This window comes from Nocardioides zeae (assembly GCF_030818655.1).
GTDB lineage: Bacteria > Actinomycetota > Actinomycetes > Propionibacteriales > Nocardioidaceae > Nocardioides > Nocardioides zeae_A.
Genome location: NZ_JAUTAN010000001.1, coordinates 4,267,888 through 4,290,205 on the forward strand (window position 1 = coordinate 4,267,888; position 22,318 = coordinate 4,290,205).

The window sequence follows — 22,318 nt, forward strand, 5'->3', positions numbered from 1 at the left end:
AGATCGTCCTGTCGTTGGTGTTCTCCGCCGCAGGATCTTCTGCGAGCATGGCGTGATGGCTGAGACCGTCGTCGACGACCTGCTCATCACCGTCGCCCCCACGGGGGCCGAGACGGCGAAGTCCGACTGCCCGGAGCTGCCGACGACGCTCGACGAGCTCGTCGGGACGGCGAAGGAGTGCGAGGCGGCGGGCGCGGGGTTGATCCACGTCCACGTGCGCGACGCCGACCACCGCCCGACGCTCGACCTGGGCCGCCTGCGGGAGACGGTGACCGCGCTGCGCGAGTCGACGTCGCTCGTCGTGCAGCTGTCGACCGGGGGCTCGGTGCACGACCCGCTCGAGGACCGGCTCCGCGTGCTGGATGCCGCGCCCGACTCCTGCTCCATCACGCTCGGCACGGTGAACTTCGGGGACGACGTGTTCCTCAACCCGTGGCCCTTCGTGCGGGACCTCCACCGCGCCGCCCGCGAGCGGGGCATCGCGCCCGAGTTCGAGCTGTTCGACCTCGGGCACGTGGCGGCCCTGGGGCGTCTCCTCGCGACGGACGGCCTGCCGGTCGGCGACCGCGTGCACTGCGACCTCGTGATGGGGGTGCCGGGCGGGATGCCGGGCACGGCCGACGCGCTCGTCGCGGCCGTCGCCGCGCTGCCGTCCGCGGTGACGTCGTGGTCGGCGACGGGCATCGGGCGCACGGCGATGACGGTGGCGATGGCCGCGCTCGCCAAGGGCGGGCACCTCCGCGTCGGCATGGAAGACACGCTCAGCTTTGCGCCGGGGGAGCCGGTCGGGAGCAACCGGCGTCTCGTGGAGCGGGCGGTGGCGCTGGGTGGTCTAGTCCACCGGGTGCCGATGGCGCCGCACCGGGTCCGGGAGGCGCTCGGGCTGGCCGTTCAGCGGTGAGCGCAGTCACGGATCGTGTTAAGGGAGCGTGAACTTCGGTCGGAACGGGGGTTATTTGCCCGGAGTGGTCCGGAAGTCTCCCGAAATGGCCTAGAGTTCGGGGCGGATGGATGAGGGGTTCATCCATCCGCTTCGATCTACGTCAGGGGTTCTCATGAAGAAGCTTCTCGTGGCGATCATCTCCACGGTCGTGATGGCCGTTGGCGTGCTCGCCGGTTCGGCCGTCACCGCGCAGGCCGCCGAGGGTTACCCGGGGCAGTACGCCACGGGTTCCCGCCTCACGCCCGACGCGCCGTCCAACATCGGCCGCGCCGGCACGGGCAAGGGTTTCACGATCTTCTACGCCGGTGAGCCGGGCACCCGGGTCAGCGGCACGGTCTACGTGTCGATCCGTCGCTACGGCACGAGCTCGGTGCAGGTGAAGCAGTACAGCTACTCCGGCACGACGCGCTACTACACGACGCCGACCTTCGCGGCGGGCGTCAAGGCCAACTACCGGGTGACGGTCACCTTCGTCCCGAACGACGACCAGTACCGCAACTCGGTCCGCGCCTGGAACGTCTGGGTCACCCAGTCCGGTCGCGCCTGACCCGCAGCATCTCGAGAACGGCCCCCGCCTTCGGGCGGGGGCCGTTCTGCGTTTCTGGCGGTAGTAGGCGCAGCGGTGCTCGGCCCCGTAGCGGAGCCTCAGTAGACGAGCGCCTGCACCCCGTCGCCCAGGATCTCCTCGGCGAACGCCGCGGCACCCGCGATCCGCACGCCGGGCACCAGGTCGGTCTCGGTGATCCCGCGGCGCACCGCGCACTGCGTGCACACCGTCACCTGGCCGAGCTCGACGACCGTGGCGAGCAGGTCGGCGAGCGGGGCGGCGTGGGGGAGGGCGAACTCCTCGGCGTGGCCGGGCACGCCGAACCAGGCGGCCTCGCCCGTGAGCCACAGGCCGATGTCGGCCCCGGCGGCAGCGGCCGCCGCGGCGACCGTGAAGGCCTGGTTGCAGCGCTCGGCGTCCTCGACCCCGCAGGTGACCTTGATCCTCAGGCTTCGCATCCCGCCAGCCTAGGACGAGCCGCGGACGGCCGCCGATAGACTCCCGCCTCATGGATGCCGTGCTGATCGCCGTGCTCGTCGCCGCGCCCCTGGGGCTCGCGGCGTTGGCCCTCCGTGCGTTGGCGCGCCTCGTGGGCGCCGGGGCCGGAGGGCGGGTCTGATGGCGTTCGAGCTGCCGTCCGACCTCCACCCCGACTGTGGGCCCATCGCCTGGATGCTGGGCACGTGGCGGGGCAACGGCCACGGGGACTACCCGACGATCGAGCCCTACCAGTTCGGTCAGGAGCTGATCTTCACCCACGACGGCCGCCCGTTCTTCCACTACATGGCGCGGTCCTGGGTGGTGGACGCCGACGGCGCGAAGGTCCGCGACGACGCGATCGAGACCGGCTTCCTGCGCGCGCTGCCCGGGGGCAAGGTCGAGCTGCTGCTCAGCCACGAGTCCGGGGTCGTCGAGATCTGGATCGGTGAGGCCGAGGGTGGCAAGCTCGAGATCGTGACCGACGCGATCGGTCGCACCGAGGGCGCCCCCGAGGTGACGGGCGGCAAGCGGCTCTACGGCAACGTCGAGGGCGACCTGCTCTACGCCTACGACCTGGCCGCGTTCGGCGAGGCCCTGCAGCCCCGCACCTGGGCGCGTCTGCAGCGGGCCTGACGGTGGGGGCGCACCACCCGGCAGCACCGGGGGACGGCGTCGAGCCGGACTGGCGTGCCCGTCTCCGAGCCCAGGGCTACCGACTGACCCCCCAGCGCGAGCTGATCCTCCAAGCGGTGACGACGCTGCGCCACGCGACCCCTGACGAGGTGCTCGCGGAGGTGCGCAAGTCGTCGTCGGCGGTCAACCTGTCGACGGTCTACCGCACGCTCGAGGTGCTCGAGGGCCTCGGCCTGGTGCGCCACGCCCACCTCAGCGACCGGGCGCCCACGTTCCACGCCGTCGACGACGGCCACGAGCACTTCCACCTCGTCTGCCGGAAGTGTGGGCGGGTCTCGTCTGTTGACGTGGAGGAGGCCGCTCGGTTCCTCGACGCGCTCCGTGACCGCCGCGGGTTCGTCGCCGACGCCGGCCACCTGGCCATCTTCGGGGAGTGCGTGCGCTGCCCCACCGACGAGGAGACGCAATGACCGACGACGGACCCACCCCCAGCACCCCCACGAGCCCCCTGCTGCGCCTGCCGGGCGCGGTGGCGGCGAACGGCATCGATGCTGCGGTGGCGGCGCACTACGGCTCGTTCAACGTCGAGCAGCGCCGACTGGTCGCGGGGGAGGGCTTCGTCGACCTGTCCCACCACGACGTCATCCGGGTGTCGGGGGAGGACCGCCTGACATGGCTGCACTCGCTGACGACGCAGCACCTCACCGACCTCGCGCCGCGGGAGTGGACCGGTGTGCTCGTGCTCAGCCCGCAGGGCCACGTGGAGCACGCCTTCTACGGGTACGACGACGGTGAGGCCTTCCTCGCCCACACCGAGCCCGGTCAGGGTGCGGCCCTGGTGACGTTCCTCGACCGGATGCGCTTCTGGTCGAAGGTCGAGGTCGCCGACGTCACCGCGGAGTGGGCGCTGACGTGGCGCCCGGCGTCCCGCGGCGAGGGTCCCTATGCGGCGTACGAGCTCGTCCCGCGCGACCAGCTGGAGGCGTACGCCGCGGCCGCCGGCCCGGCGGCCGGGCTGTGGGCCTTCGAGGCCCTGCGCATCGAGCGGGGCGAGCCCCGGCTCGGTCTCGACACCGACCACCGCACCATCCCCAACGAGGCGGGCTGGATCGGGCCGGCGGTGCACCTCGACAAGGGATGCTACCGGGGTCAGGAGACGGTGGCGCGCGTGCACACGTTGGGGCGTCCGCCGCGGCGCCTGACGCTGCTCCACCTCGACGGATCGCAGGAGACGTTGCCCACACCGGGGGCCGAGCTGCGGCTGGGGGAGAAGGTCGTCGGCTTCGTCGGCAGCTCGGCGCGGCACCACGAGCTGGGCCCGATCGCCCTGGCGATGGTGAAGCGGAACGTCGCCCTGGACGCGACCCTCGAGGTGGAGGGCATGCCCGCCGGCCAAGAGGTGCTCGTCGACCCCGAGGTGGGTCTGCACGTCCGTCCACGCCTGCGCTGATCCCTCGCTAGAGTCACGCCCATGCGTGCTGCCCGCGGCTGGAAGCTGCCCGTCCTGCTCGCCGGCGTGCTCCTGCTCGGGGTGGTGCTCTGGGGCGTGTGGCTCGTCGTCCGCACCAGCACCGACCTGGCGGCCGCGGCCGACGACGCGCGCACGCTGCAGACCGCCGTCACCGACGGTGACGACGCCGCCGCCGACGCCGCGCTGGCCAGCCTGCAGGACCACGCCGCGTCCGCGGCGGGGCGCACGGACGGTCCGCTGTGGTCGGTGATGACGTGGACCCCGTTCGTGGGCGACGACCTCGAGGGCGTGCGCGCCGTCAGCACCGTGCTCGACGACCTCGCCCAGGACGGCCTGGCGCCGCTCGTGGAGACGGCCGGCAACCTCGAAGCGTTGAGCCCCCGCGACGGGCGGATCGATCTCGACGCCGTGGCGGCGCTGCAGGAGCCGGTGGCCCGCGGCAACGAGGCGTTCCAGCGCGCGGTCGCCGAGCTCGACGAGCACGACTCCGCGGGGTACGTCGGGGTGGTGCGCGACCAGTACCGCGAGGTGGTGAGCGAGGTCGGACGCGCCGCGCGGGTCCTCGACTCCGCCGACCGCGCGGCGCAGGTGATGCCGTCGATGCTGGGCGCCGACGGTCCGCGGCACTACCTGCTGATCTTCCAGAACAACGCCGAGATCCGGGCCGGCGGGGGCCTGCCCGGTTCGGCGGCGCTCGTGACCGCGGTCGACGGCAAGATCGAGCTGGCGCGGCAGGTGGCGGGCAACTCGTTCGGCATGACGGACGAGCCGGTGCTGCCGCTGACGGACGCCGAGGACGAGATCTGGAACCGCCAGCTCGGCACCTACTTCCTCGACGCGAACTTCACCCCCGACTTCCCCCGTTCCGCTGAGCTGTGGCGGGCGCGATGGGAGCAGGAGTACGAGCCGGTCGACGGCGTCATGGCGATCGACCCGGTGACGCTGTCCTACGTGCTGGGCGCGGTCGGTCCCATTGATGTGCCGGGGGGGCCGACGCTGACCCAGGACAACCTCGTCGACGAGCTGCTCCACCAGGTCTACCTGCGCTACGACGACCCGGCCCAGCAGGACGCCTACTTCAATGCGGCAGCCGCCCGCACGTTCGACGCCCTGGCCGCAGGGGGCGGTAATCCCCGTGCGCTGGTCGAGGCACTCGGGCGCGGTGTCGACGAAGGCCGTGTCAAGCTGCACTCGTTCGAGGAGGCCGAGCAGGCCGTGGTGGCCGGAACGCGCATCGCCGGGGAGCTCGTGACCGATCCGGACGACGCTAACCCGCAGGTCGGCGTGTTCCTCAACGACACCACCGGCGCGAAGATGTCCTACTTCCTTCGCCACGAAGTGCATGTCACGGCCACCAGCTGCGCCCGCGGGGAGCAGCGCCTCTCCGGCCGGGCGTACCTACTGTCGGACGCCCCCGAGGATGCAGCCTCGCTGCCCAGCTACGTGACGGGAGCTGGCAACTTTGGGATCGAACCCGGCAAGCAGCTCGTGTCGGTCCAGGTCATCGGACCGGTGGGCGGCACCATCGACGACGTCACGTTCAACGACGAGCCCTACGTTGGGACGCCCACGGTCGACCTCGACGGTCGGCCCGTGCAGACCGTGCTGGCGTTCCTGGACCCGGGGTTCACAGCCGACATCCGATGGACGATGACGACCGGTCAGGGTCAGCCAGGCGCTGTCGAGGTCGATACGACTGCCGGAGTGGAGCCTGGCGACCTGTCTTCGATCTCAACTTCCGCCTGCCGTTCCTGATCGAGTGGTGTCTCCGGTCTGAGCGCATGATCACGACTAAGCAGAAGGCCCCGCCTCCTATCACGGTGGCGGGGCCTACGTAGAAGGTGACGGCGTCAGCGAGAGCGTTTGCCCCGCCGTGCGCCGTCGTCGTCAGAATCTTTCGCGGAACGGTCGGCGCGCCGACCCTCCTCCGGACCGTAGCCGTACCCGTAGCCATATCCGTAGCCGTACCCGTAGGCGCCGCCGGCCTTCGGCGTCATGTTCAAGACGACGCCGAGGGCCGCCGCGTCGACCTGCTCGAGGCGCCGAACCGCACCGTTCAACTGGTCCACGGTCGTCTTGCCGTGCCGCACGACGACGAGCGCACCGTCGGCCTGCGCCGACAGCAGCGCGGCGTCGGTCACGGGAAGCAGCGGCGGCGCATCGATGAGCACCACGTCGTACTGCTCACGAACCTCGGCAAGGAGATCCTTCATGGCGGCGGACTGGATGAGCTCGGCCGGGTTGGGCGGGATCGCCCCGCCCCCGAGCACGTCGAGACCCGATTCGTGCGTCTGCACGGCGTCGGCGAGCGTTACCCGTCCCAAGAGAACGGTGGTGACCCCGATGCTGGAGTCCAGGCCCAGGGATGCCGCCGCCTTGGGGCGGCGTAGGTCACACTCAATGAGCAAGGTGCGCTCCCCGCCCTGGGCTAGAGCGAGGGAAAGGTTGACCATCGTGGTCGTCTTGCCCTCGCCCGGGACTGCCGACGTGCCGACGAAGATCTTGGAGGTCTTGTCGAGGTCGATGAACTGGAGGTTGGTGCGCAGCACCCTGAATGCCTCGACTCGGGGTGCGTGCGAGGGCAGAGTGGTGATCAGTGGGTCATTGCGGACACTTGCGTCGTAGCCGATTGCACCGATGAGCGGCGCGTCCGTGGCTCCGGCGATGTCGTCCGCCGACTTGACCGTAGAGTCGAGTAGGTCGCGCAGAATGGCAATGCCAATCCCGAGGAGGGCGCCGAGGATGAGGCCGAGGGCGATATTGCGCACTGGCTGCGGCGACACGGGGGCGTCGTTGAAGTCGGCCGGGTCCACGATCGTAGCCTTAATGGGAGCGACGGTCTGCCCGGGAGGCGTCTCGAGTTCGCGTACGAGCGCGACCATCGCTTCGGCGTACCCCTGGGCGATGCGCTGCGCGTTCTGGGCGTCGCTGTCTTCGACGGAGATCTCGAGGTTGACGGTGTCCGGCACCACGGTTGCCGATACGCGCCCCAGCAGTTGTGGCGGCGTGAGGTCTAGACCGAGCTCGTCGATGACGTCCCCAGCGAGTTCGCGGCTCTGGATGAGGTCTGCGTAGGACGCAACGCGCTGCTGTGAGTAAAGCCCACCGGTGTATGCGTCGTTCGTATCGCTGCCCTGGGTGCTCACAAACAAACGGGCTGACGACTCATACTGAGGGGCCACGGTGAAGGTGTACGCCGCACTCATAGCGACGCAAAGGAGCGTCACGATCGCGATCGACAGCCAAGCCGAGCGAATGATGCGCAGGTAGTCGCGGAGAGTCATCCCTCTCCTGCCAGCGTGGTCTGGGCCATGGTCGGACATGCTATCCGCGCGAGACCTCTTGCGCCGACCTTCAGGCCATCACGCGTCCGGGTGTGGTGTACGTGTCATTTTCGAGAAGCGGATGCGGGCACCCCTTGCATGCCGCAGACTTAGGGGAGGTCCCTGCCGTTGCCCACCTCTCGGAGCCCTAGTTGACGCACACGATCGCCACAGTCAGCCGAGACAGCGCGATGAACGTGTCGTCACAGGGTTTCCGGCACCGAGCTCTTGTTTATATCCCGCTGACGGCATTGGTGACGGACACCATCGCTATCGCGGTGACAGCGGCGCTCGCGATCGCTGGCCGCAACCGACTAGCGTTTTTTGACCTTGTCGGCGATGTGTCCGATATGCTGGGTGTGGTCGGACCCCTCATGTTCCTTGCGTGGATCGGCGCAATCGCTTCCTCCGGTGGCTATACGCGGTCGATCTTCGGGGCCGGCCCCGACGAGTACAAGCGGGTCGTCAATGCCTCGCTCCTGACGGCAGCCGTCGTCGGGGTCGGCTGCTACCTCGCTAAGTTCCCCTTGTCGCGCGGTTTCTTCCTCCTGGCCTTCGCCATCGGTATCCCCCTGCTCGTGCTCGGTCGGTTCGCCCTGCGCCGCGCCCTCCACAAGGCCCACCGCCTTGGCGTGCTCCAGCACCGAGTGGTCATCGCCGGTCGTCCCTCCCACGTTGACGAGATCGCCGCTGTCCTCGACCGCGAATCGTGGCTCGGCTATCACATCGTGGGCGCCGTGACCCCGGCCGGACACGTCAGCACGACCACCGCGTCGGGCATTCCGGTCATCGGTGACTCGGCTGACCTGGCCAGTGTGGCCGGCGGCGCTGATGCGGACATCGTCTTCTTCGCCAATGGCGCCTTCCGCACGTCCGACGAGATGCGCCGCGCGGCCTGGGACCTCGAGCAGCACCGCACGCAGGTCGTGGTGGCGCCGAGTGTCACTGACGTGGCGCGCGAGCGCATCACCGTCCGCCCGGTCGGCGGGCTCCCGCTGATGCACCTCGACACGGCCCGGTCCTTCAAGGCGTCCCGGTGGGCCAAGCGCACCTTCGATCTCATCGGTGCCTCGTTGCTGGTGGTGGTCCTCAGCCCCGTTCTTGCGATCGCGGCTGTGCGGGTGTGGGCGTTCGACCGCGGGCCCATCCTCTTCCGCCAGACGCGCACCGGGCGCGACGGCGTTGAGTTCGCCTGCCTCAAGTTCCGCTCGATGGTGACGAACGCCGAGGAGCTGCTCGCGAAGCTGCATGCCGAGGCAGGTTTCGACGGAGGCCTCTTCAAGATGAAGGAGGACCCGCGCATCACGAAGCCCGGCAAGTGGCTGCGCCGGTTCTCCATAGACGAGCTCCCCCAGCTGTTCAACGTCATCCGCGGCGAGATGAGCCTCGTCGGCCCCCGGCCCCCGCTGCCGGCCGAGGTCGCGACGTACGACGACGACATGCGCCGCCGGCTCCGCGTGCTGCCCGGGATGACGGGCCTCTGGCAGGTCTCCGGCCGCTCCGACCTGTCGTGGGAGGAAGCGATCCGACTCGACATCTACTACGTCGACAACTGGTCGATGATGCAGGACCTCAGCATCCTGGGCCGCACCGTCGGTGCCGTGGTGAGCTCCCGCGGCGCCTACTGACGCAGCGGTTCCCTCCCGAGCTACGACCGGGGTCGCCCTCCTGGGGGACGGCGAGCCCGGTCGTGTCGTTCAGGCCCGCTCAGACGAGGTCCGATGCCAGCAGGCCCTCGAGGTACGCGCCGTACCCGCTCTTGCGCAGCGGCTCCGCGCGGTCGCGGAGCTCGTCGTCGCTGAGCCAGCCCATGCGCCAGGCCACCTCCTCGGGGCAGCCGATCTTCAGCCCCTGGCGGCCCTCGAGCGTGCGCACGAAGTTGCTGGCGTCGTTGAGGGAGTCGAACGTGCCGGTGTCGAGCCAGGCCGTGCCGCGGGGCAGGATCTCGACCTGCAGCCGGCCCTCCTCGAGGTAGATCCGGTTGAGGTCGGTGATCTCCAGCTCGCCGCGTGCCGACGGCGTGAGCTCCTTGGCGCGGCCGACGACGTCGTTGCCGTAGAAGTACAGGCCCGGCACCGCGTAGTTGCTGCGCGGCTCCGTCGGCTTCTCTTCCAGCGACGTCGCTACGCCCGAGGCGTCGAAGTCGACGACGCCGTACGCCGTGGGATCGGCTACCTGGTAGCCGAAGACCGCCGCGCCGTCGAGTTGCTCGAAGCGGCGGAGCTGAGTGCCGAGGCCCGGACCGTAGAAGATGTTGTCGCCCAGCACGAGGGCCACCGACTCGCCGCCGATGTGCTCCTCCCCGATCACGAAGGCCTGGGCGAGCCCGTCGGGGCTCGGCTGCACCGCGTAGGTGATGCTCACGCCCAGCTGCGACCCGTCGCCGAGGAGGCGCCGGAACGCCTCGTTGTCGTGCGGGGTCGTGATGATGAGGACGTCGCGGATGCCCGCGAGCATCAGGGTGGTGAGCGGGTAGTAGATCATCGGCTTGTCGTATACGGGCACGAGCTGCTTGCTGACGCCCAGGGTGATGGGGTGAAGCCTCGAGCCGGTTCCACCGGCCAGGATGATTCCGCGCATGGGCCCACAGCCTAGGGGGGTCGACCCTGTCGCGGGTGTGAAGTTGGTCGGGGTTCAGCGTTGAATCGGAGATCGGTGCGCGCGTTCCCTAGGCTTCCCCCATGCAGCGCATCCTCGTGACCGGCGGCGCCGGGTTCATCGGCTCCAACTTCGTCCACTACCTCGTCGCCCACACCGACGCGCAGGTGACGGTGCTGGACAAGCTGACCTACGCCGCGAGCCGCGAGTCGCTGGCCGCCCTCCCCGCCGACCGGGTCGAGCTGGTGGTCGGCGACATCGCCGACGCGAGCGTCGTCGAGCCGCTCGTGGCCCGTCACGACGCCGTCGTGCACTACGCGGCAGAGTCGCACAACGACAACTCGCTCCACGACCCGAGCCCGTTCATCCAGACGAACATCGTCGGCACCTTCGTGCTGCTCGAGGCCGTCCGCAAGGCCGGGGTGCGGTTCCACCACATCTCGACCGACGAGGTCTACGGCGACCTCGAGCTCGACGACCCCAACCGGTTCACCGAGGCGACGCCCTACACGCCGTCGTCGCCCTACTCCGCCTCCAAGGCCGGCTCCGACCACCTCGTGCGCGCCTGGGTGCGCTCGTTCGGCGTGCAGGCGACGGTGTCGAACTGCTCGAACAACTACGGGCCGTGGCAGCACATCGAGAAGTTCATCCCGCGCCAGATCACCAACGTCATCGACGGTGGGCGACCCAAGCTCTACGGCGCGGGCCTCAACGTGCGCGACTGGATCCACGCCGACGACCACTCCTCGGCGGTGTGGACCATCCTCCAGAAGGGCCGGATCGGGGAGACCTACCTGATCGGCGCCGACGGCGAGAAGAACAACCTCGAGGTTGTCAGGATGATCCTCGAGGCCTTCGGCCGCCCGGCTGACGACTTCGACCACGTCACCGACCGGGCGGGTCACGACCTGCGCTACGCCATCGACTCCTCGAAGCTCCGCAACGAGCTGGGATGGCAGCCCGCGTACGGTGACTTCGCCGATGGGCTTGCGCGAACCGTCCAGTGGTACCGAGACAACGAGGCCTGGTGGCGCCCGCACAAGCGGGCCGTCGAGGCAACCTACGCAGCCAAGGGGCAGTGACAGTGGCAATCGCAAAGCAGTCCATTCCGGAGCTCGCGCGACGGGCTGAGGGCGTCCTCGCGGCACGCGCTCGTCAGAGCACGGAGCCCATGACCTACGGCGAGCTGGCCGGAGCGATCAGCGACGGCGACCGCGCCTACACCGCCAACGACATGGGGACGCTGCTCAAGCACGTCGGTGAGCGCGGCCAGTACTCGTGGTCCCGGCCCCTCCTGGCCTGGGCGGTCAACGAGACGGGCAAGCCCAGCGCGGTCGACGTCGACGCTTCGGGCAGCGCTGGTGACCCGGCCGACGAGCGTGAGCGGTGGCACCCGCGCATCGCGCGGCACTTCGACCTCGACGACGAGTGAGCAGGAGCGCCCAACCCGTGACCACCGAGCTCGCCGTCGAGACCACCCCGATCCCCGGCCTCCTGGTCGTCCGCCTCCCCGTGCACGGGGACTCCCGCGGCTGGTTCAAGGAGAACTGGCAGCGCGCGAAGATGACCGCGCTCGGCCTGCCCGACTTCGGCCCGGTGCAGAACAACGTGTCCTACAACGCGACGACGGGCGCGACCCGCGGTATCCACACCGAGCCGTGGGACAAGTACGTCGCGGTGGCCACCGGTCGCGTCTTCGCCGCCTGGGTGGACATGCGCGACGGCGACTCGTTCGGGGCGACCTTCTGGATCGAGATCGACGAGTCGGTCGCCGTCTTCGTGCCGCGCGGCGTCGGCAACTCCTACCAGGCGTTGGAGGACGGGACCGTCTACAGCTACCTGGTCAACGACCACTTCGTCCCCGGCAGGGTCTACCCGGCGCTGAACCTCGCCGACGAGACGGCCGGTATCCCGTGGCCGATCCCGCTCGCGGAGGCGGAGATCTCGGAGAAGGACCAGAACAACCCGCGCCTCGCGGACGTCACGCCGATGCAGCCGCGCAAGACCCTCGTCATCGGCGCAGGGGGCCAGCTCGGGCGGGCGCTGCTCGTCGAGTTCCCCGACGCCGAGCGGGTCGACATGGTCGCGGGCGAGGGCATCGCAGCGCTCGACCTCACCGACGCCGACGCGGTGGCCGCCTGGCCGTGGGGCGACTACGGCGTGGTGCTCAACGCCGCGGCGTACACGGCCGTCGACGTCGCGGAGACCCCCGAGGGGCGCGCCACCTGCTGGGCGGCGAACGCGGCGGCGCCGGCGGCGCTGGCGCGGCTCGCCGCCGAGCACCGCTTCACGCTCGTCCACGTCTCGAGCGACTACGTGTTCGACGGCACCGTCGAGCTCCACACGGAGACGGAGCCCTACTCGCCGCTCAGCGTCTACGGCCAGTCCAAGGCCGCTGGCGACATCGCCGTCGGCATCGCGCCCCGGCACTACTTGCTGCGCACCTCGTGGGTCATCGGTGACGGCGGCAACTTCGTGCGCACGATGCAGAAGCTGGCGGGGAACGGCGTGGCGCCGACGGTCGTCGACGACCAGTACGGGCGCCTCACCTTCACCTCAGAGCTCGCCCGCGCGATCAAGCACCTCATCGACGTCGAGGCGCCCTTCGGCATCTACAACGTGACCGGGGCCGGAGCGGTGCTGTCCTGGGCGTCCTACGCGCAGCAGGTCTTCGAGCTCGCGGGGCGTCCGCGCGAGGACGTCACGCCCATCACGACGGCGGAGTACGTCGCGGGCAAGCAGGTCGCCCCGCGTCCGACCCACAGCGCGCTCGACCTCACCAAGATCGAGTCGACGGGCTTCGTGCCGCGTGACGCGCTGGAGCAGCTGGCGGAGTACGTCGCGGCAGGATGACCTGTGCGCCGTCAGTCACCAGCGCGGGCGGCGCATGACCTCCTTCAGCGCGGGGCGCACGTCGGCGAGATAGACGAGCGCCGCGATCGTGAAGCCGATGTTGAGGAGCCTCCCGATGAGGCCCAGCGGCACGAAGAGGGTGGCCAGCTCGAGCACGAGGCCCACGGTGAGGATGCCGACCCAGGTCGACTTCGTCTGCTTGCCCGTCGCGTCGAAGGCGTCGGGGCGGAACCCGATCGCGCTCACGAGGGTGAAGCCCTTGACCGCGATGATCGCGAGCAGCAGGGCGAGCATGACCCACGATTCCACCTGGTACACCAGCACGAGACCCAACACTAGGGTGTCTCCGGGGCTCGCGAGGAGAAGGGAGACGTCGTGGTCGTCTACACGGAGCAGTCCGTGGCCGCGCTGCGGCTGACCGTGCGCCGCCTCCTCGAGGGCGAGAGCGACGTCCCCACGACGACGCCAGAGGTCGACGAGACGGCGTACCTGGCGGCGGTCGAGCGCCACCGTCTCGTGGTGTTCCTCGCGCTGCGCGAGGAACAGCTCGACCTGACGCCGGAGCTGGCGCGGCGGATCCACGCGCTGGCCCGGCGGGAGCGCATCGCGACCCTCGGGATGGCGCGCGCCCTGCACCAGGCGACGGACGCACTGACGGCTGCCGGTGTGCGGGTGCTGAGCTTCAAGGGTCTTGCCCTCGCTGCGCAGGCGCATGGTGACTTCGCCGCCCGGGGATCGGGCGACCTTGATCTCTTCGTTCACCCTGCTGACGTCGTGTTTGCGTGCCACGCGCTCGAGAAGGCTGGCTGGCGCGCTGATTCTGCCTACGCATCGCCGGGCCTCACGTGGGCGTGGTCCCACACGTTGCGCAACTACTACGAGATGCCACTCCACTCGAGCACCTCGACTATTGACCTTCATTGGCACCTGGGGCCCACTCGTCACCTACTCCCGTCCTTCGACGAGGCATGGGCGCAACGCGCGGCAGTTCGAGTCGGCGGCGCCGACGTCGCCACGCTCGGCGCGCCTGACGCGCTTCGGCACTCGGCCAGTCACGCCGCGAAAGATGATTGGTCGGTGCTGCGCAGCCTCGTCGACGTGTGCCTTCTCCGTGACCAGGTGCTTCCGAACGAGTTGGCACGCGGACCGCGATCAGTGAGCACGACGCTCGAGATCGTCAGTGCTCAGCTCGGCCGATCGTGTTTCCGCCCCCGTGGGAGGCGTGCCGCCGCGTTGGCTGTCGCAAGGCAGGCCATGCCGTTGGATGCATCTGTTGGAAGGTTCCCAGGGCACCGGACGCTGCTCGCCGCGAGAAGGCTCGGTCGAGACGCGACGTCTCTAGGCGATCTGAAACGAGTCATCGCGGTCACGCTTGCTCATCCGAGCGACCTCGGATCCTTGAACGCGTCGCGGCTCCCCGGAGCGTCGATCCGGGTGGCAGGCATCCGAGCGCGTGCTGCCCGCCGCCGCCTGCGGGAGTGGCGCCACGCCTGACACGCCACGAGGCCGGGAGCGCGTCGTACGCACTCCCAGCCTCGTGAGCTCAGCCCTCGAGGGGCTCGGTCGTCAGTCGCCGACCTTCTTCGCGGCCTCGGTCACGGCCGTGGCCGTCTTCTCGGCGGTCTTCTTCGCGGTGGTGCCGGTCGCCTTGGCCGTCGACTTCGTCGTGGCGGCCTTTTTGCGCGTCGTGGTCGTGGCGCGCTTGGTGGCCGGCGACTTCGTGGCGGACTCAGCCGCCTTGCGGGCCTGCGACGAGGCGGTCTTCGCCGTGGTCTTCGCCGAGCTGGCCGTCTTCTTCGCGGTGGTCTTGGTCGCCTTGGCCCGCGAGGCGGTGCTCTTGGCCGATGCCGTGGCCTCCTGGGTCGACTCCTGCTTGCGGATGCGCTCGACGAGGGTCTCGCCGCGCTTCGCGAGGTCGGTGTAGGCCCCGGTCACGGTCGCGACGTACTCGTCGCTCGCCTTGCGGGCCTTCTTCGGGAGGGCACGGGCCTCGGCCTGCAGGTCGGCGACGCGCGACTCGATGGCGGCGCGGCGCTCCTCGACCTCCTTGGTGATGAGCTCGACCCGCTTGTTGACGGTCGCGACGGCCTGGTCGCGGAGGGCCTCGGGCTTGAGCTCGAGGTTCGTCGCCTTCTTCTGGGCCTCGGTCGCGCGGGCCTGGACGCCCTTGACGCGGGCCTCGACGTCACCCTGGAACGCCGTCACCTTGGCCTGCGTGGTGCTCACGTACTCCCGAACGACCTCGACGGCGAGGTCGACGACGCCGGCGCCGGCGTACAGGCCCTTCTGGGCCTCGGACTTGATGTCGAACTTGGTGGCAGCCATGTCCACTCCTTCTGCTTGTGTGCGGGGATCAGCCTTCGCTGGAGTTGAGCGCCAGGAACGACGCGTACACCTCGAGAAGGGACTGTTTCTGCCGCTCCGTGAGGTTCGGGTCGGCGAGCACCGCGAGCTCGACGGAGCCACCTCCGCCGTCCGTCGGGCTGACGATGCCCGCGCGGATGTAGAGCTGCTCGGCGGAGATCCGCAGTGCCTTGGCGATCTGCTGCAGCACCTCGGCCGAGGGCTTGCGCAGACCACGTTCGATCTGGCTCAGGTAGGGGTTCGACACACCCGCCTGCTCCGCGAGCTGCCTCAAGGAGAGCTGTGCAGAGGTGCGCTGCTCCTTCAGGTACTCGCCCAGAGTCTCGACGGTCTTGCCGACCTTCCCCTTTGCCATGCCCTCCATCGTGCTAACTGCAGCTAGCAAACTCAACCCCTGAGTAACGTGAGGACGGGCACAGCGCGCGAAGAACCCGAGCACCGAACGGGTGAGATCGCGACGGACGCTGTGCTTGCTTCTGCTTGCACCCTTCAACCGACCATCAGTGCCGGCGGAACTCTCCGCAAAGTTGCGCCTGAGTTGCTTTGTGCGGAGCCCCCCGGCGTGGGACAGTTGTCGTCGGAGCGAGTCTGCCGCTGGCAATCCCTGACGGCTGGTGGGTGGACGACCTCCAGGAGCCGCCCTGCCGAACCCCAGAGGGCAGGGCGGCTCCGCTGTCTCGGACGGCCGCCGCGACGCCCCTTGCTCGCTGGCAGGATGAGCGCGTGGCCGCCGTTCCCCAGCACAGTCCGAGCCCGCGCATCCTCGACGACCTCGAGCTGCAGGCGCTGGGCGTGCTTCCCCCGACGTCGAACCCCGACGAGCTGGACCTGCCCCGCGACCTGGCCGGGCTGCCGGCCGTGGACCTCGTGGACCCCGAGGGTCTGCCGCTCGCGCGGGTCAGCCTGACCGGCCCCGACGCAGGGCGCACCGAGCCGCTCTCGCGTCCGTCCTACGGCCCCTTCCGCCGGTTGCGGCTCACCCCCGACGAGCGGCGGGACCGCCACCCCGGCGCCGTCGTCGTGCCGGTCGAGTCCCCGTTGACCGCGGCCCAGCTGGCTGACGTGCGCGGCGTCGGCGACCCGGTCGTCCTCCTGGTGCTGGCCGGCACCGACTGGCCCGTCGGCACCTCTCCGCTCGCGCTGGTGCGCTCGACGGTGGCGGCGGTCCGCGGCGTACCCGACGTGCACGTGGTCGTCGTGCCGCTCGCGCGAACGGGCGACGCGGAACGTGACGCGGAGCGGCGGCGGCGGGTCCTCGCGGCGTACGGCGAGGGCGCTGCCGTCGTCGAGCTGTCGCAGGACGCCGCCGCGTCTGCCACGCAGCCCGTGGAGCGCGCCGGGGGAGTGGTGGTGTTCTTCACCGGGCTGTCCGGGAGCGGGAAGTCCACGCTCGCCCGCGCCCTGGTCGACGAGGTCCTCGAGACCACCGACCGCACGGTGACGACGAGCCTCGACGGCGACGTCGTGCGGCGGAACCTGTCCGCGGGCCTGTCCTTCTCGCCGGCCGATCGCGAGACCAACATCCGGCGCATCGGCTGGGTCGCGGCCGAGATCGCCCGGCACGGCGGTGTGGCGGTGTGCAGCCCGATCGCGCCGTACGACGCGACCCGCCGCGAGGTCCGGCGCATGGTCGAGGAGGCCGGGGGGCGGTTCGTGCTGGTGCACGTCGCGACCCCCGTCGAGGAGTGCGAGCGGCGGGACCGCAAGGGGCTCTACGCCAAGGCGCGCGCGGGCGAGATCGCCGACTTCACCGGGATCTCGGCGCCCTACGAGGTGCCCGCTGACGCCGACGTCGTCGTCGACACGACCGGGCTGACCGTCGAGGCCGCCCTCGCGCCGGTGCTCGCGGTCGTGGGCCTCACGGGCGAGTCGGACCTCGAGCCCGAGCCCGTGGCGGACCCGTTCCGGGTGCTCGTCGTCTGCACGGCCAACATCTGCCGCTCGCCGTACCTGCAGCTGGCCCTCCAGGCCGCGGCGGGGGAGACGGTAGAGGTCACCAGCGCGGGCACGCACGGTTTTGTCGACAAGGAGATGGACGCCGAGATGGCCGCGCAGGCGGTCGCCCGCGGGCTGGACCCAGCGGCCTTCCGGAGCCGGCCGCTCACCCGGGAGCTGGTGGCCGAGGCGGACCTCGTGCTCACCGCCGAGGCGCGCCACCGCACCTTCGTGCTCGAGGAGCACCCCGCCGCCTTCAAGAAGGTGTTCACCGTCGGCCAGTTCGCGCGCGGCGTCGCCGGCCTCCCGGACGGTACGTCGCCGCGCGACGCGGTCGCGCGGCTCGCCGCCAGCCGGCCGAGCGCGGACGGGGCGGACATCGCCGACCCCTACCGGCGCGGTCCAGCGGCGGCAGCAGCGTGCGCGGATCACATCGACCGTCTCGTCACGGAGGTCACGCCCGCCCTCGCGCGCCGTTAGGCTCCCGACCATGAAGATCGCCGTCGCGGGCCTGGGATACGTCGGGCTGTCCAACGCCGTCGTCCTCGCCCAGCACCACGAGGTCGTCGCCGTCGACGTCGACCAGCACCGGGTCGACCTCCTCAACGACCGGAAGTCCCCCATCGAGGACCGGGAGCTCGAGGAGTACCTCGCGACGAAGCCGCTGAACCTCACCTCGACGCTGGACAAGGCCGCGGCGTACGCGGACGCCCGCTTCGTGGTCGTGGCAACGCCGACGGACTACGACGAGCGCACCAACTACTTCAACACCTCGACGGTGGAGTCGGTCATCGCCGACGTGCTCGCGGTCAACACGGACGCGACGATCATCGTGAAGTCGACGGTGCCGGTCGGCTTCACCGAGCGGGTGCGCTCGGAGAACCCGGGCGCCTCGGTCATCTTCTCCCCGGAGTTCCTCCGTGAGGGCCGGGCGCTCTACGACAACCTGCACCCGTCGCGCATCGTCGTCGGCGACACGGGCGAGCGGGCCCGGGAGTTCGCCGCGCTGCTCATCGAGGGCGCGCTCGAGAAGGACGTCCCGACGCTGTTCACCGACGCCACCGAGGCGGAGGCGATCAAGCTGTTCGCCAACACCTACCTCGCGCTGCGGGTGGCGTACTTCAACGAGCTCGACACCTATGCGGCCGTGCACGGGCTCAACTCGTCGCAGATCATCGAGGGCGTCGGGCTCGACCCGCGCATCGGCGGGCACTACAACAACCCGTCGTTCGGGTACGGCGGGTACTGCCTGCCGAAGGACACCAAGCAGCTGCAGGCCAACTACTCCGACGTGCCGCAGAACCTCATCTCCGCGATCGTCGAGGCCAACACGACGCGCAAGGACTTCATCGCCGAGGACGTGCTGCGCCGCAACCCGACCACGGTGGGCATTTACCGGCTCATCATGAAGTCCGGGTCGGACAACTTCCGGGCGTCCTCGATCCAAGGCGTCATGAAGCGGATCAAGGCGAAGGGCGTCGAGGTCGTCATCTACGAGCCCTCGCTCGACGACGACCTGTTCTTCAACTCGGAGGTCGTGCAGGACCTCGACGAGTTCAAGAAGCGGGCCGACGTCATCATCGCCAACCGCCGCACCGACGTGCTGGCCGACGTGGCGGACAAGGTCTACACGCGGGACATCTACGGCCGGGACTGATCCCGGGGGCGGACCTCAGCCCTGCACGGTCGGCACTGCCCCGCGGCGCGCGAAGTCGTCGTTGATCGCCGCCGCCGTGCGGAGCAGGTGGGGGAGGTGCTCGTCGAGCAGCGTCTCGACGCTCGTCTCGGCCGCGTGGACGGTCACGTTCATGGCCGCCAGCACCGCCCCGTCGGCACCGCGCAGGGGGACCGCCACCGACCGGACCCCGGCGGCCAGCGCCTCGTCGGTCAGGCACCAGCCCCGCTCGCGGGTGACGGCCAGCTCGCGCTCGAGCTCGTCGCGCGTGGGGGTGTGGCGCACCACCACGCCCGAGCGGCTGGGCTCGGCGAGCGCGTCGTCCACGGCGGACTGCTCGAGCTCGGAGAGCAGCACCTTGCCCAACGACGTCGACGTCGCGGGGAACCGGGTGCCGATGGCCACGCTGAGGGCGATGATCTTCGGCACGGCCACCCGCGCCACGTAGACGATGTCGGACCCGTCGAGCTGGGCGATCGACGACGACTCGCCGGTGCGCTCCACGAGCGCCTCCATGTGGGGGCGCGCCACGTCCCACAGGCCGATCGAGTTCACGTAGGCCATGCCCAGCTCCACGACGCGCGGGGTCAGGGAGAAGCCGGCGCGCGACGCCCGCACGTAGCCGAGCTCCTCGAGGGTGAGCAGGATGCGCCGCACGGTCGGGCGCGCCAGGTCGGTGCGCTGCGCGACCTCCGACATCGACAGGGTCGGCTGGGCGGCGTCGAAGGCCTTGATCACGTCGAGCCCGCGCGCGAGCGCCTCGATGAAGTCCGGCCCGTTGCCACGGCTGGCCATCGCCTCCGCCTCCTTCCGGTGTGCCGTCGTCGTGCCGTTCCGTGCCTGGTGGGTCCCGGCGAATCCTAGGCCAGCCGCTGTCGACCGAGCGTGCCCCTTGACATGGCGACGTGGGGGCGGTCACAGTTATCCCGAAAACGGACACATGACCGCCTGACGGACAAAGGATGGATCCCACTGATGCCGGACAGTTCCCGCGGACCTCTCGACGGGCTCCTCGTCGCAGACTTCTCGCGCATCCTCGCCGGCCCCTACGCCACGATGCTGATGGCCGACCTGGGGGCCGAGGTGGTCAAGGTGGAGGGCCCCGGCGGTGACGACACCCGCACTTGGATGCCACCGGTACGCGACGAGGTCTCGACGTACTACCTCAGCGTCAACCGCAACAAGCGCTCGATCGCCCTGGACCTCAAGGACCCCGACGACCTCGCCGTCGCCCGCGACCTCGCGCGCCGCGCCGACATCGTCGTGGAGAACTTCCGCCCGGGTGGGCTCGCGAAGTACGGGCTCGACTACGACAGCGTCAGCGCCGACAACGAGCGCGTGGTGTACGCCTCGATCAGCGGGTTCGGGTCCGCCGGGGGCGCCCACCTCCCGGGCTACGACCTGATGGTCCAGGCCATGTCGGGGCTCATGAGCCTCACCGGTGACCCGGACGGCCCGCCGTACCGTGCCGGCATCTCGGTGTTCGACGTGATGACCGGCATGCACGCCCTCGTCGGGGTGCTCGCCGCGCTGAACGAGCGCCACGCCTCGGGTCGTGGCCAGCACGTCGAGGTGAACCTGCTGTCCTCGGCGCTCTCCGGCCTGGTGAACCAGACGGGGGCGTACGTCGCGGGCGGCACGGTGCCGCACCGGATGGGCAACGCCCACCCCTCGCTGTTCCCCTACGAGCCGCTGCCGGCCGCCGACGGCGACATCATCGTCATCGCCGGCAACGACCGGCAGTTCGCCGCGCTCGCGACGGCGCTGGGTGTGCCCGAGCTGGTCGACGACCCGCGGTTCCTGCACAACGACGACCGCACGGCACACCGCGAGGAGCTGCGCCCCCTGCTGGAGGAGGCGCTCGCGCGGCGCACGAAGGCCGAGTGGTTCGAGATCCTCTCCGGCGTCGGCGTGGCGTCGGGCCCGATCAACTCCGTCGCCGAGGGCGTCGCGTTCGCGGACAGCCTCGGCCTGGAGCCGGTCGTCGAGGTGGGGGACGGCGACGACGCCGTGCCGCTCGTGCGCAACCCCATCCGCTTCTCGCGCTCCGCAGCGCGCTACGAGCTCCCGCCGCCGACCCTCGACCAGCAGGGCGCCGAGGTGCGGTCCTGGCTCCAGGGTCTCGCGGCGCAGGAGGAGGGCCGATGAGCGAGCTGCGCTTCCCGACCTCGCTCGGCATGTCGACCACGTCGACCATCACCTTGCTCGGCGAGGACCTCGCCGGCGACCTGATGGGCAAGGTCGGCCTGACCGAGCTGGTCTACCGGATGGTCACGCTGCGCACGCCGACCCCGGGCCAGGTGCGGATGCTCGACGCCTGTCTCCTGGCGCTGGCCGACCACGGCTTCACCCCGACGGCGATCGCCGCTCGGCTCACCTTCCTCAGCGCTCCGGACTCCGTGCAGGGCGCCATGGCCGCCGGTCTCCTCGGGGGCGGGTCACGCTTTCTCGGCGTCACCGAGGACTGCGGGCAGTTCCTGCACGCGGTCGTCGAGGACCTCGACGAGGTGCCCGACGACGAGGCGGGCTGGGACGAGGTCGCGCGCGAGGTGGTGGGTGCCGCCCGCGCCGAGCGACGCACGATCCCGGGCCTGGGTCACCCGGTGCACAAGGAGCTCGACCCACGGACGCCGGCGCTCGTCGCCATCGCTCACGAGGAGGGCGTGCACGGCCCGCACCTCGCGCTCTTCGAGGCGATCGGCCGCGTGCACCCGGAGATCATCGGCCGGCGTCTGGTGCTCAACGGCGCCGGCGTCGTGGGGGCGGCGCTCGCCGACCTCGACCTGCCCCTGCCGCTGTTGCGCGGGTTCGCCCTGCTGGCCCGGGCGGCCGGACTGCTGGGGCAGCTGGCGGAGGAGCTGCGCAGCCCGATCGGCATGGATGCCTACCTCGCCGTGGAGCACCATGCCGTCTTCGTCAGCCCCGAGGACGCGCTCGCCGCCCAGGAGGGTGACGGCGAGGGGCGCTCGTCGTGAGCGAGACCGTCGACGTGGGGCTGCTCGTGCTGCGCGCCGGCCTCGGCGCCCTGCTGCTGGGGCATGCCCTGCAGAAGAGCCTGGGCTGGTTCGGCGGCGCGGGCATCGACGCCACGGCGGGCGTCTTCGAGTCGTGGGGCTTCCGTCCCGGACGTCGGCTCGTCGCCCTCGCCGCGGCCAGCGAGGTCGTCGCGGCCGTGCTCATCATCGGCGGCCTCGGGTTCGGGCTCGGCTGCGCGATCCTCGTCGGCACCATGGTCGTCGCGGCTGCCCCGACCGCTGCCAACGGCATCTGGGCCCACCTCGGCGGGTGCGAGGTGCCCCTGCTCTACGGCTTCCTCGGCGCGTGCCTCGCGCTCGTCGGCCCCGGGCGGCTGTCGCTCGACCACGCCCTCGGCGTTCCGGACGGCGGAGCCGTCGCCGGACCGCTCCTCGTCCTGCTCGGCTGCGCCGCGGCCGTCCCGCCCTTGCTCCAGCGTCGCCGCGCCCTGCGCGCGACCCGTCCCGTCGCCTGAACCGGA

At 70.5% G+C, this 22,318-nt stretch carries 23 protein-coding genes; 16 read left to right on the top strand and 7 right to left on the bottom strand.

All coding sequences use genetic code 11. The features are described from left to right. Positions 1 to 55: 55 nt before the first annotated feature. On the top strand, positions 56 to 901 hold the full coding sequence (locus tag QE405_RS20190; protein WP_307204842.1) for a 3-keto-5-aminohexanoate cleavage protein: 846 nt from the start codon (positions 56 to 58) through the stop codon (positions 899 to 901). Positions 902 to 1,055: 154 nt separating this feature from the next. Continuing rightward, the gene (locus QE405_RS20195) at positions 1,056 to 1,490 is read left to right on the top strand and encodes a hypothetical protein (RefSeq protein WP_307204849.1); all 435 of its coding nucleotides are present in this window, start codon (positions 1,056 to 1,058) and stop codon (positions 1,488 to 1,490) included. 98 nt (positions 1,491 to 1,588) lie between these two features. On the opposite strand, the gene QE405_RS20200 is transcribed toward QE405_RS20195, so the two are convergent. Beyond that, positions 1,589 to 1,948 carry a DsrE family protein gene (locus QE405_RS20200; RefSeq protein ID WP_307204853.1) on the bottom strand — a complete coding sequence of 120 codons (360 nt, stop codon included), beginning with the start codon at positions 1,946 to 1,948 and terminating at the stop codon, positions 1,589 to 1,591. Positions 1,949 to 2,108: 160 nt separating this feature from the next. On the opposite strand from QE405_RS20200, the gene QE405_RS20205 reads away from it, so the two are divergent. From QE405_RS20205 to QE405_RS20220, 4 genes are read left to right on the top strand one after another with little or no spacing between them, the layout of a single operon-like run. After that, positions 2,109 to 2,603 (top strand): FABP family protein, encoded by a 495-nt coding sequence (locus QE405_RS20205; protein ID WP_307204860.1) that lies wholly within the window; start codon positions 2,109 to 2,111, stop codon positions 2,601 to 2,603. Positions 2,604 to 2,605: 2 nt separating this feature from the next. Beyond that, positions 2,606 to 3,073, top strand: coding sequence for a Fur family transcriptional regulator (locus QE405_RS20210; protein ID WP_307204865.1), 468 nt, complete (start codon positions 2,606 to 2,608; stop codon positions 3,071 to 3,073). Then, positions 3,070 to 4,053 carry a CAF17-like 4Fe-4S cluster assembly/insertion protein YgfZ gene (ygfZ, locus tag QE405_RS20215; RefSeq protein WP_307204870.1) on the top strand — a complete coding sequence of 328 codons (984 nt, stop codon included), beginning with the start codon at positions 3,070 to 3,072 and terminating at the stop codon, positions 4,051 to 4,053. Before QE405_RS20210 ends, ygfZ begins: the two co-directional genes overlap by 4 nt. A 21-nt stretch (positions 4,054 to 4,074) precedes the next feature. Continuing rightward, on the top strand, positions 4,075 to 5,829 hold the full coding sequence (locus tag QE405_RS20220) for a DUF4012 domain-containing protein (protein WP_307204874.1): 1,755 nt from the start codon (positions 4,075 to 4,077) through the stop codon (positions 5,827 to 5,829). A 95-nt stretch (positions 5,830 to 5,924) separates the two neighbouring features. Here the strand turns inward: QE405_RS20220 and QE405_RS20225 are convergent, their stop codons facing one another. After that, on the bottom strand, positions 5,925 to 7,358 hold the full coding sequence (locus tag QE405_RS20225; protein WP_307204888.1) for a polysaccharide biosynthesis tyrosine autokinase: 1,434 nt from the start codon (positions 7,356 to 7,358) through the stop codon (positions 5,925 to 5,927). A gap of 191 nt (positions 7,359 to 7,549) precedes the next feature. On the opposite strand from QE405_RS20225, the gene QE405_RS20230 reads away from it, so the two are divergent. Then, the gene (locus tag QE405_RS20230; RefSeq protein WP_307204890.1) at positions 7,550 to 9,025 is read left to right on the top strand and encodes a sugar transferase; all 1,476 of its coding nucleotides are present in this window, start codon (positions 7,550 to 7,552) and stop codon (positions 9,023 to 9,025) included. Between the two features lie 79 nt (positions 9,026 to 9,104). Here the strand turns inward: QE405_RS20230 and rfbA are convergent, their stop codons facing one another. Beyond that, positions 9,105 to 9,977: a glucose-1-phosphate thymidylyltransferase RfbA gene (gene rfbA, locus QE405_RS20235; RefSeq protein ID WP_307204891.1), complete on the bottom strand. Its 873-nt coding sequence runs from the start codon at positions 9,975 to 9,977 to the stop codon at positions 9,105 to 9,107. A gap of 101 nt (positions 9,978 to 10,078) precedes the next feature. Here rfbA and rfbB point away from each other — a divergent pair, with 101 nt between their 5' ends. The 3 genes from rfbB (at position 10,079) to QE405_RS20250 (ending at position 12,848) form a co-directional block, all read left to right on the top strand. Further along, positions 10,079 to 11,077 (top strand): dTDP-glucose 4,6-dehydratase, encoded by a 999-nt coding sequence (gene rfbB / locus QE405_RS20240; protein WP_307204892.1) that lies wholly within the window; start codon positions 10,079 to 10,081, stop codon positions 11,075 to 11,077. An 89-nt stretch (positions 11,078 to 11,166) separates the two neighbouring features. After that, on the top strand, positions 11,167 to 11,427 hold the full coding sequence (locus QE405_RS20245; protein ID WP_307204893.1) for a hypothetical protein: 261 nt from the start codon (positions 11,167 to 11,169) through the stop codon (positions 11,425 to 11,427). A 17-nt stretch (positions 11,428 to 11,444) separates the two neighbouring features. Beyond that, a complete protein-coding gene (locus QE405_RS20250; protein ID WP_307204896.1) occupies positions 11,445 to 12,848 on the top strand; it encodes a bifunctional dTDP-4-dehydrorhamnose 3,5-epimerase family protein/NAD(P)-dependent oxidoreductase in 1,404 nt (467 codons plus the stop codon). A 15-nt stretch (positions 12,849 to 12,863) separates the two neighbouring features. Here the strand turns inward: QE405_RS20250 and QE405_RS20255 are convergent, their stop codons facing one another. Further along, positions 12,864 to 13,172 (bottom strand): DUF2516 family protein, encoded by a 309-nt coding sequence (locus QE405_RS20255; RefSeq protein WP_307204898.1) that lies wholly within the window; start codon positions 13,170 to 13,172, stop codon positions 12,864 to 12,866. A 51-nt stretch (positions 13,173 to 13,223) separates the two neighbouring features. Here QE405_RS20255 and QE405_RS20260 point away from each other — a divergent pair, with 51 nt between their 5' ends. Beyond that, the gene (locus tag QE405_RS20260; protein ID WP_307204900.1) at positions 13,224 to 14,342 is read left to right on the top strand and encodes a nucleotidyltransferase family protein; all 1,119 of its coding nucleotides are present in this window, start codon (positions 13,224 to 13,226) and stop codon (positions 14,340 to 14,342) included. A gap of 72 nt (positions 14,343 to 14,414) precedes the next feature. Here the strand turns inward: QE405_RS20260 and QE405_RS20265 are convergent, their stop codons facing one another. Beyond that, positions 14,415 to 15,173, bottom strand: coding sequence for a hypothetical protein (locus QE405_RS20265; RefSeq protein ID WP_307204902.1), 759 nt, complete (start codon positions 15,171 to 15,173; stop codon positions 14,415 to 14,417). A gap of 28 nt (positions 15,174 to 15,201) precedes the next feature. After that, positions 15,202 to 15,567, bottom strand: a complete 366-nt coding sequence (locus QE405_RS20270) for a helix-turn-helix domain-containing protein (protein WP_163773531.1) — start codon at positions 15,565 to 15,567, stop codon at positions 15,202 to 15,204. Positions 15,568 to 15,935: 368 nt separating this feature from the next. On the opposite strand from QE405_RS20270, the gene cysC reads away from it, so the two are divergent. Together cysC and QE405_RS20280 are read left to right on the top strand one after the other, a co-directional pair. After that, complete coding sequence (cysC, locus tag QE405_RS20275) at positions 15,936 to 17,627, top strand: adenylyl-sulfate kinase (protein ID WP_307204905.1); 1,692 nt, start codon at positions 15,936 to 15,938, stop codon at positions 17,625 to 17,627. A gap of 10 nt (positions 17,628 to 17,637) precedes the next feature. Beyond that, positions 17,638 to 18,804 (top strand): nucleotide sugar dehydrogenase, encoded by a 1,167-nt coding sequence (locus QE405_RS20280; RefSeq protein WP_307204914.1) that lies wholly within the window; start codon positions 17,638 to 17,640, stop codon positions 18,802 to 18,804. Positions 18,805 to 18,819: 15 nt separating this feature from the next. Here QE405_RS20280 and QE405_RS20285 read toward each other — a convergent pair whose 3' ends face one another. Continuing rightward, positions 18,820 to 19,617, bottom strand: a complete 798-nt coding sequence (locus tag QE405_RS20285) for an IclR family transcriptional regulator domain-containing protein (protein ID WP_307204920.1) — start codon at positions 19,615 to 19,617, stop codon at positions 18,820 to 18,822. Positions 19,618 to 19,797: 180 nt separating this feature from the next. On the opposite strand from QE405_RS20285, the gene QE405_RS20290 reads away from it, so the two are divergent. The 3 genes from QE405_RS20290 to QE405_RS20300 are packed head-to-tail and all read left to right on the top strand — an operon-like array spanning position 19,798 to position 22,312. Then, positions 19,798 to 20,970, top strand: a complete 1,173-nt coding sequence (locus QE405_RS20290) for a CaiB/BaiF CoA transferase family protein (protein ID WP_307204926.1) — start codon at positions 19,798 to 19,800, stop codon at positions 20,968 to 20,970. Beyond that, positions 20,967 to 21,797, top strand: a complete 831-nt coding sequence (locus QE405_RS20295; protein WP_307204931.1) for a citryl-CoA lyase — start codon at positions 20,967 to 20,969, stop codon at positions 21,795 to 21,797. Before QE405_RS20290 ends, QE405_RS20295 begins: the two co-directional genes overlap by 4 nt. Next, positions 21,794 to 22,312 (top strand): DoxX family membrane protein, encoded by a 519-nt coding sequence (locus tag QE405_RS20300; RefSeq protein ID WP_307204937.1) that lies wholly within the window; start codon positions 21,794 to 21,796, stop codon positions 22,310 to 22,312. The genes QE405_RS20295 and QE405_RS20300 overlap by 4 nt, the downstream gene beginning before the upstream one ends. Positions 22,313 to 22,318: the final 6 nt, after the last annotated feature.

Excerpts from the sequence above, each read along its gene's own strand:
- QE405_RS20190 (WP_307204842.1), top strand. The coding sequence starts at position 56 with ATGGCTGAGACCGTCGTCGACGACCTGCTCATCACCGTCGCCCCCACG.
- QE405_RS20195 (WP_307204849.1), top strand. The coding sequence starts at position 1,056 with ATGAAGAAGCTTCTCGTGGCGATCATCTCCACGGTCGTGATGGCCGTT.
- QE405_RS20200 (WP_307204853.1), bottom strand. The coding sequence starts at position 1,948 with ATGCGAAGCCTGAGGATCAAGGTCACCTGCGGGGTCGAGGACGCCGAG.
- QE405_RS20205 (WP_307204860.1), top strand. The coding sequence starts at position 2,109 with ATGGCGTTCGAGCTGCCGTCCGACCTCCACCCCGACTGTGGGCCCATC.
- ygfZ (WP_307204870.1), top strand. The coding sequence starts at position 3,070 with ATGACCGACGACGGACCCACCCCCAGCACCCCCACGAGCCCCCTGCTG.
- QE405_RS20220 (WP_307204874.1), top strand. The coding sequence starts at position 4,075 with ATGCGTGCTGCCCGCGGCTGGAAGCTGCCCGTCCTGCTCGCCGGCGTG.
- QE405_RS20225 (WP_307204888.1), bottom strand. The coding sequence starts at position 7,358 with ATGACTCTCCGCGACTACCTGCGCATCATTCGCTCGGCTTGGCTGTCG.
- rfbA (WP_307204891.1), bottom strand. The coding sequence starts at position 9,977 with ATGCGCGGAATCATCCTGGCCGGTGGAACCGGCTCGAGGCTTCACCCC.
- rfbB (WP_307204892.1), top strand. The coding sequence starts at position 10,079 with ATGCAGCGCATCCTCGTGACCGGCGGCGCCGGGTTCATCGGCTCCAAC.
- QE405_RS20245 (WP_307204893.1), top strand. The coding sequence starts at position 11,167 with ATGACCTACGGCGAGCTGGCCGGAGCGATCAGCGACGGCGACCGCGCC.
- QE405_RS20265 (WP_307204902.1), bottom strand. The coding sequence starts at position 15,173 with ATGGCTGCCACCAAGTTCGACATCAAGTCCGAGGCCCAGAAGGGCCTG.
- QE405_RS20270 (WP_163773531.1), bottom strand. The coding sequence starts at position 15,567 with ATGGCAAAGGGGAAGGTCGGCAAGACCGTCGAGACTCTGGGCGAGTAC.
- QE405_RS20280 (WP_307204914.1), top strand. The coding sequence starts at position 17,638 with ATGAAGATCGCCGTCGCGGGCCTGGGATACGTCGGGCTGTCCAACGCC.
- QE405_RS20285 (WP_307204920.1), bottom strand. The coding sequence starts at position 19,617 with ATGGCCAGCCGTGGCAACGGGCCGGACTTCATCGAGGCGCTCGCGCGC.
- QE405_RS20290 (WP_307204926.1), top strand. The coding sequence starts at position 19,798 with ATGCCGGACAGTTCCCGCGGACCTCTCGACGGGCTCCTCGTCGCAGAC.
- QE405_RS20295 (WP_307204931.1), top strand. The coding sequence starts at position 20,967 with ATGAGCGAGCTGCGCTTCCCGACCTCGCTCGGCATGTCGACCACGTCG.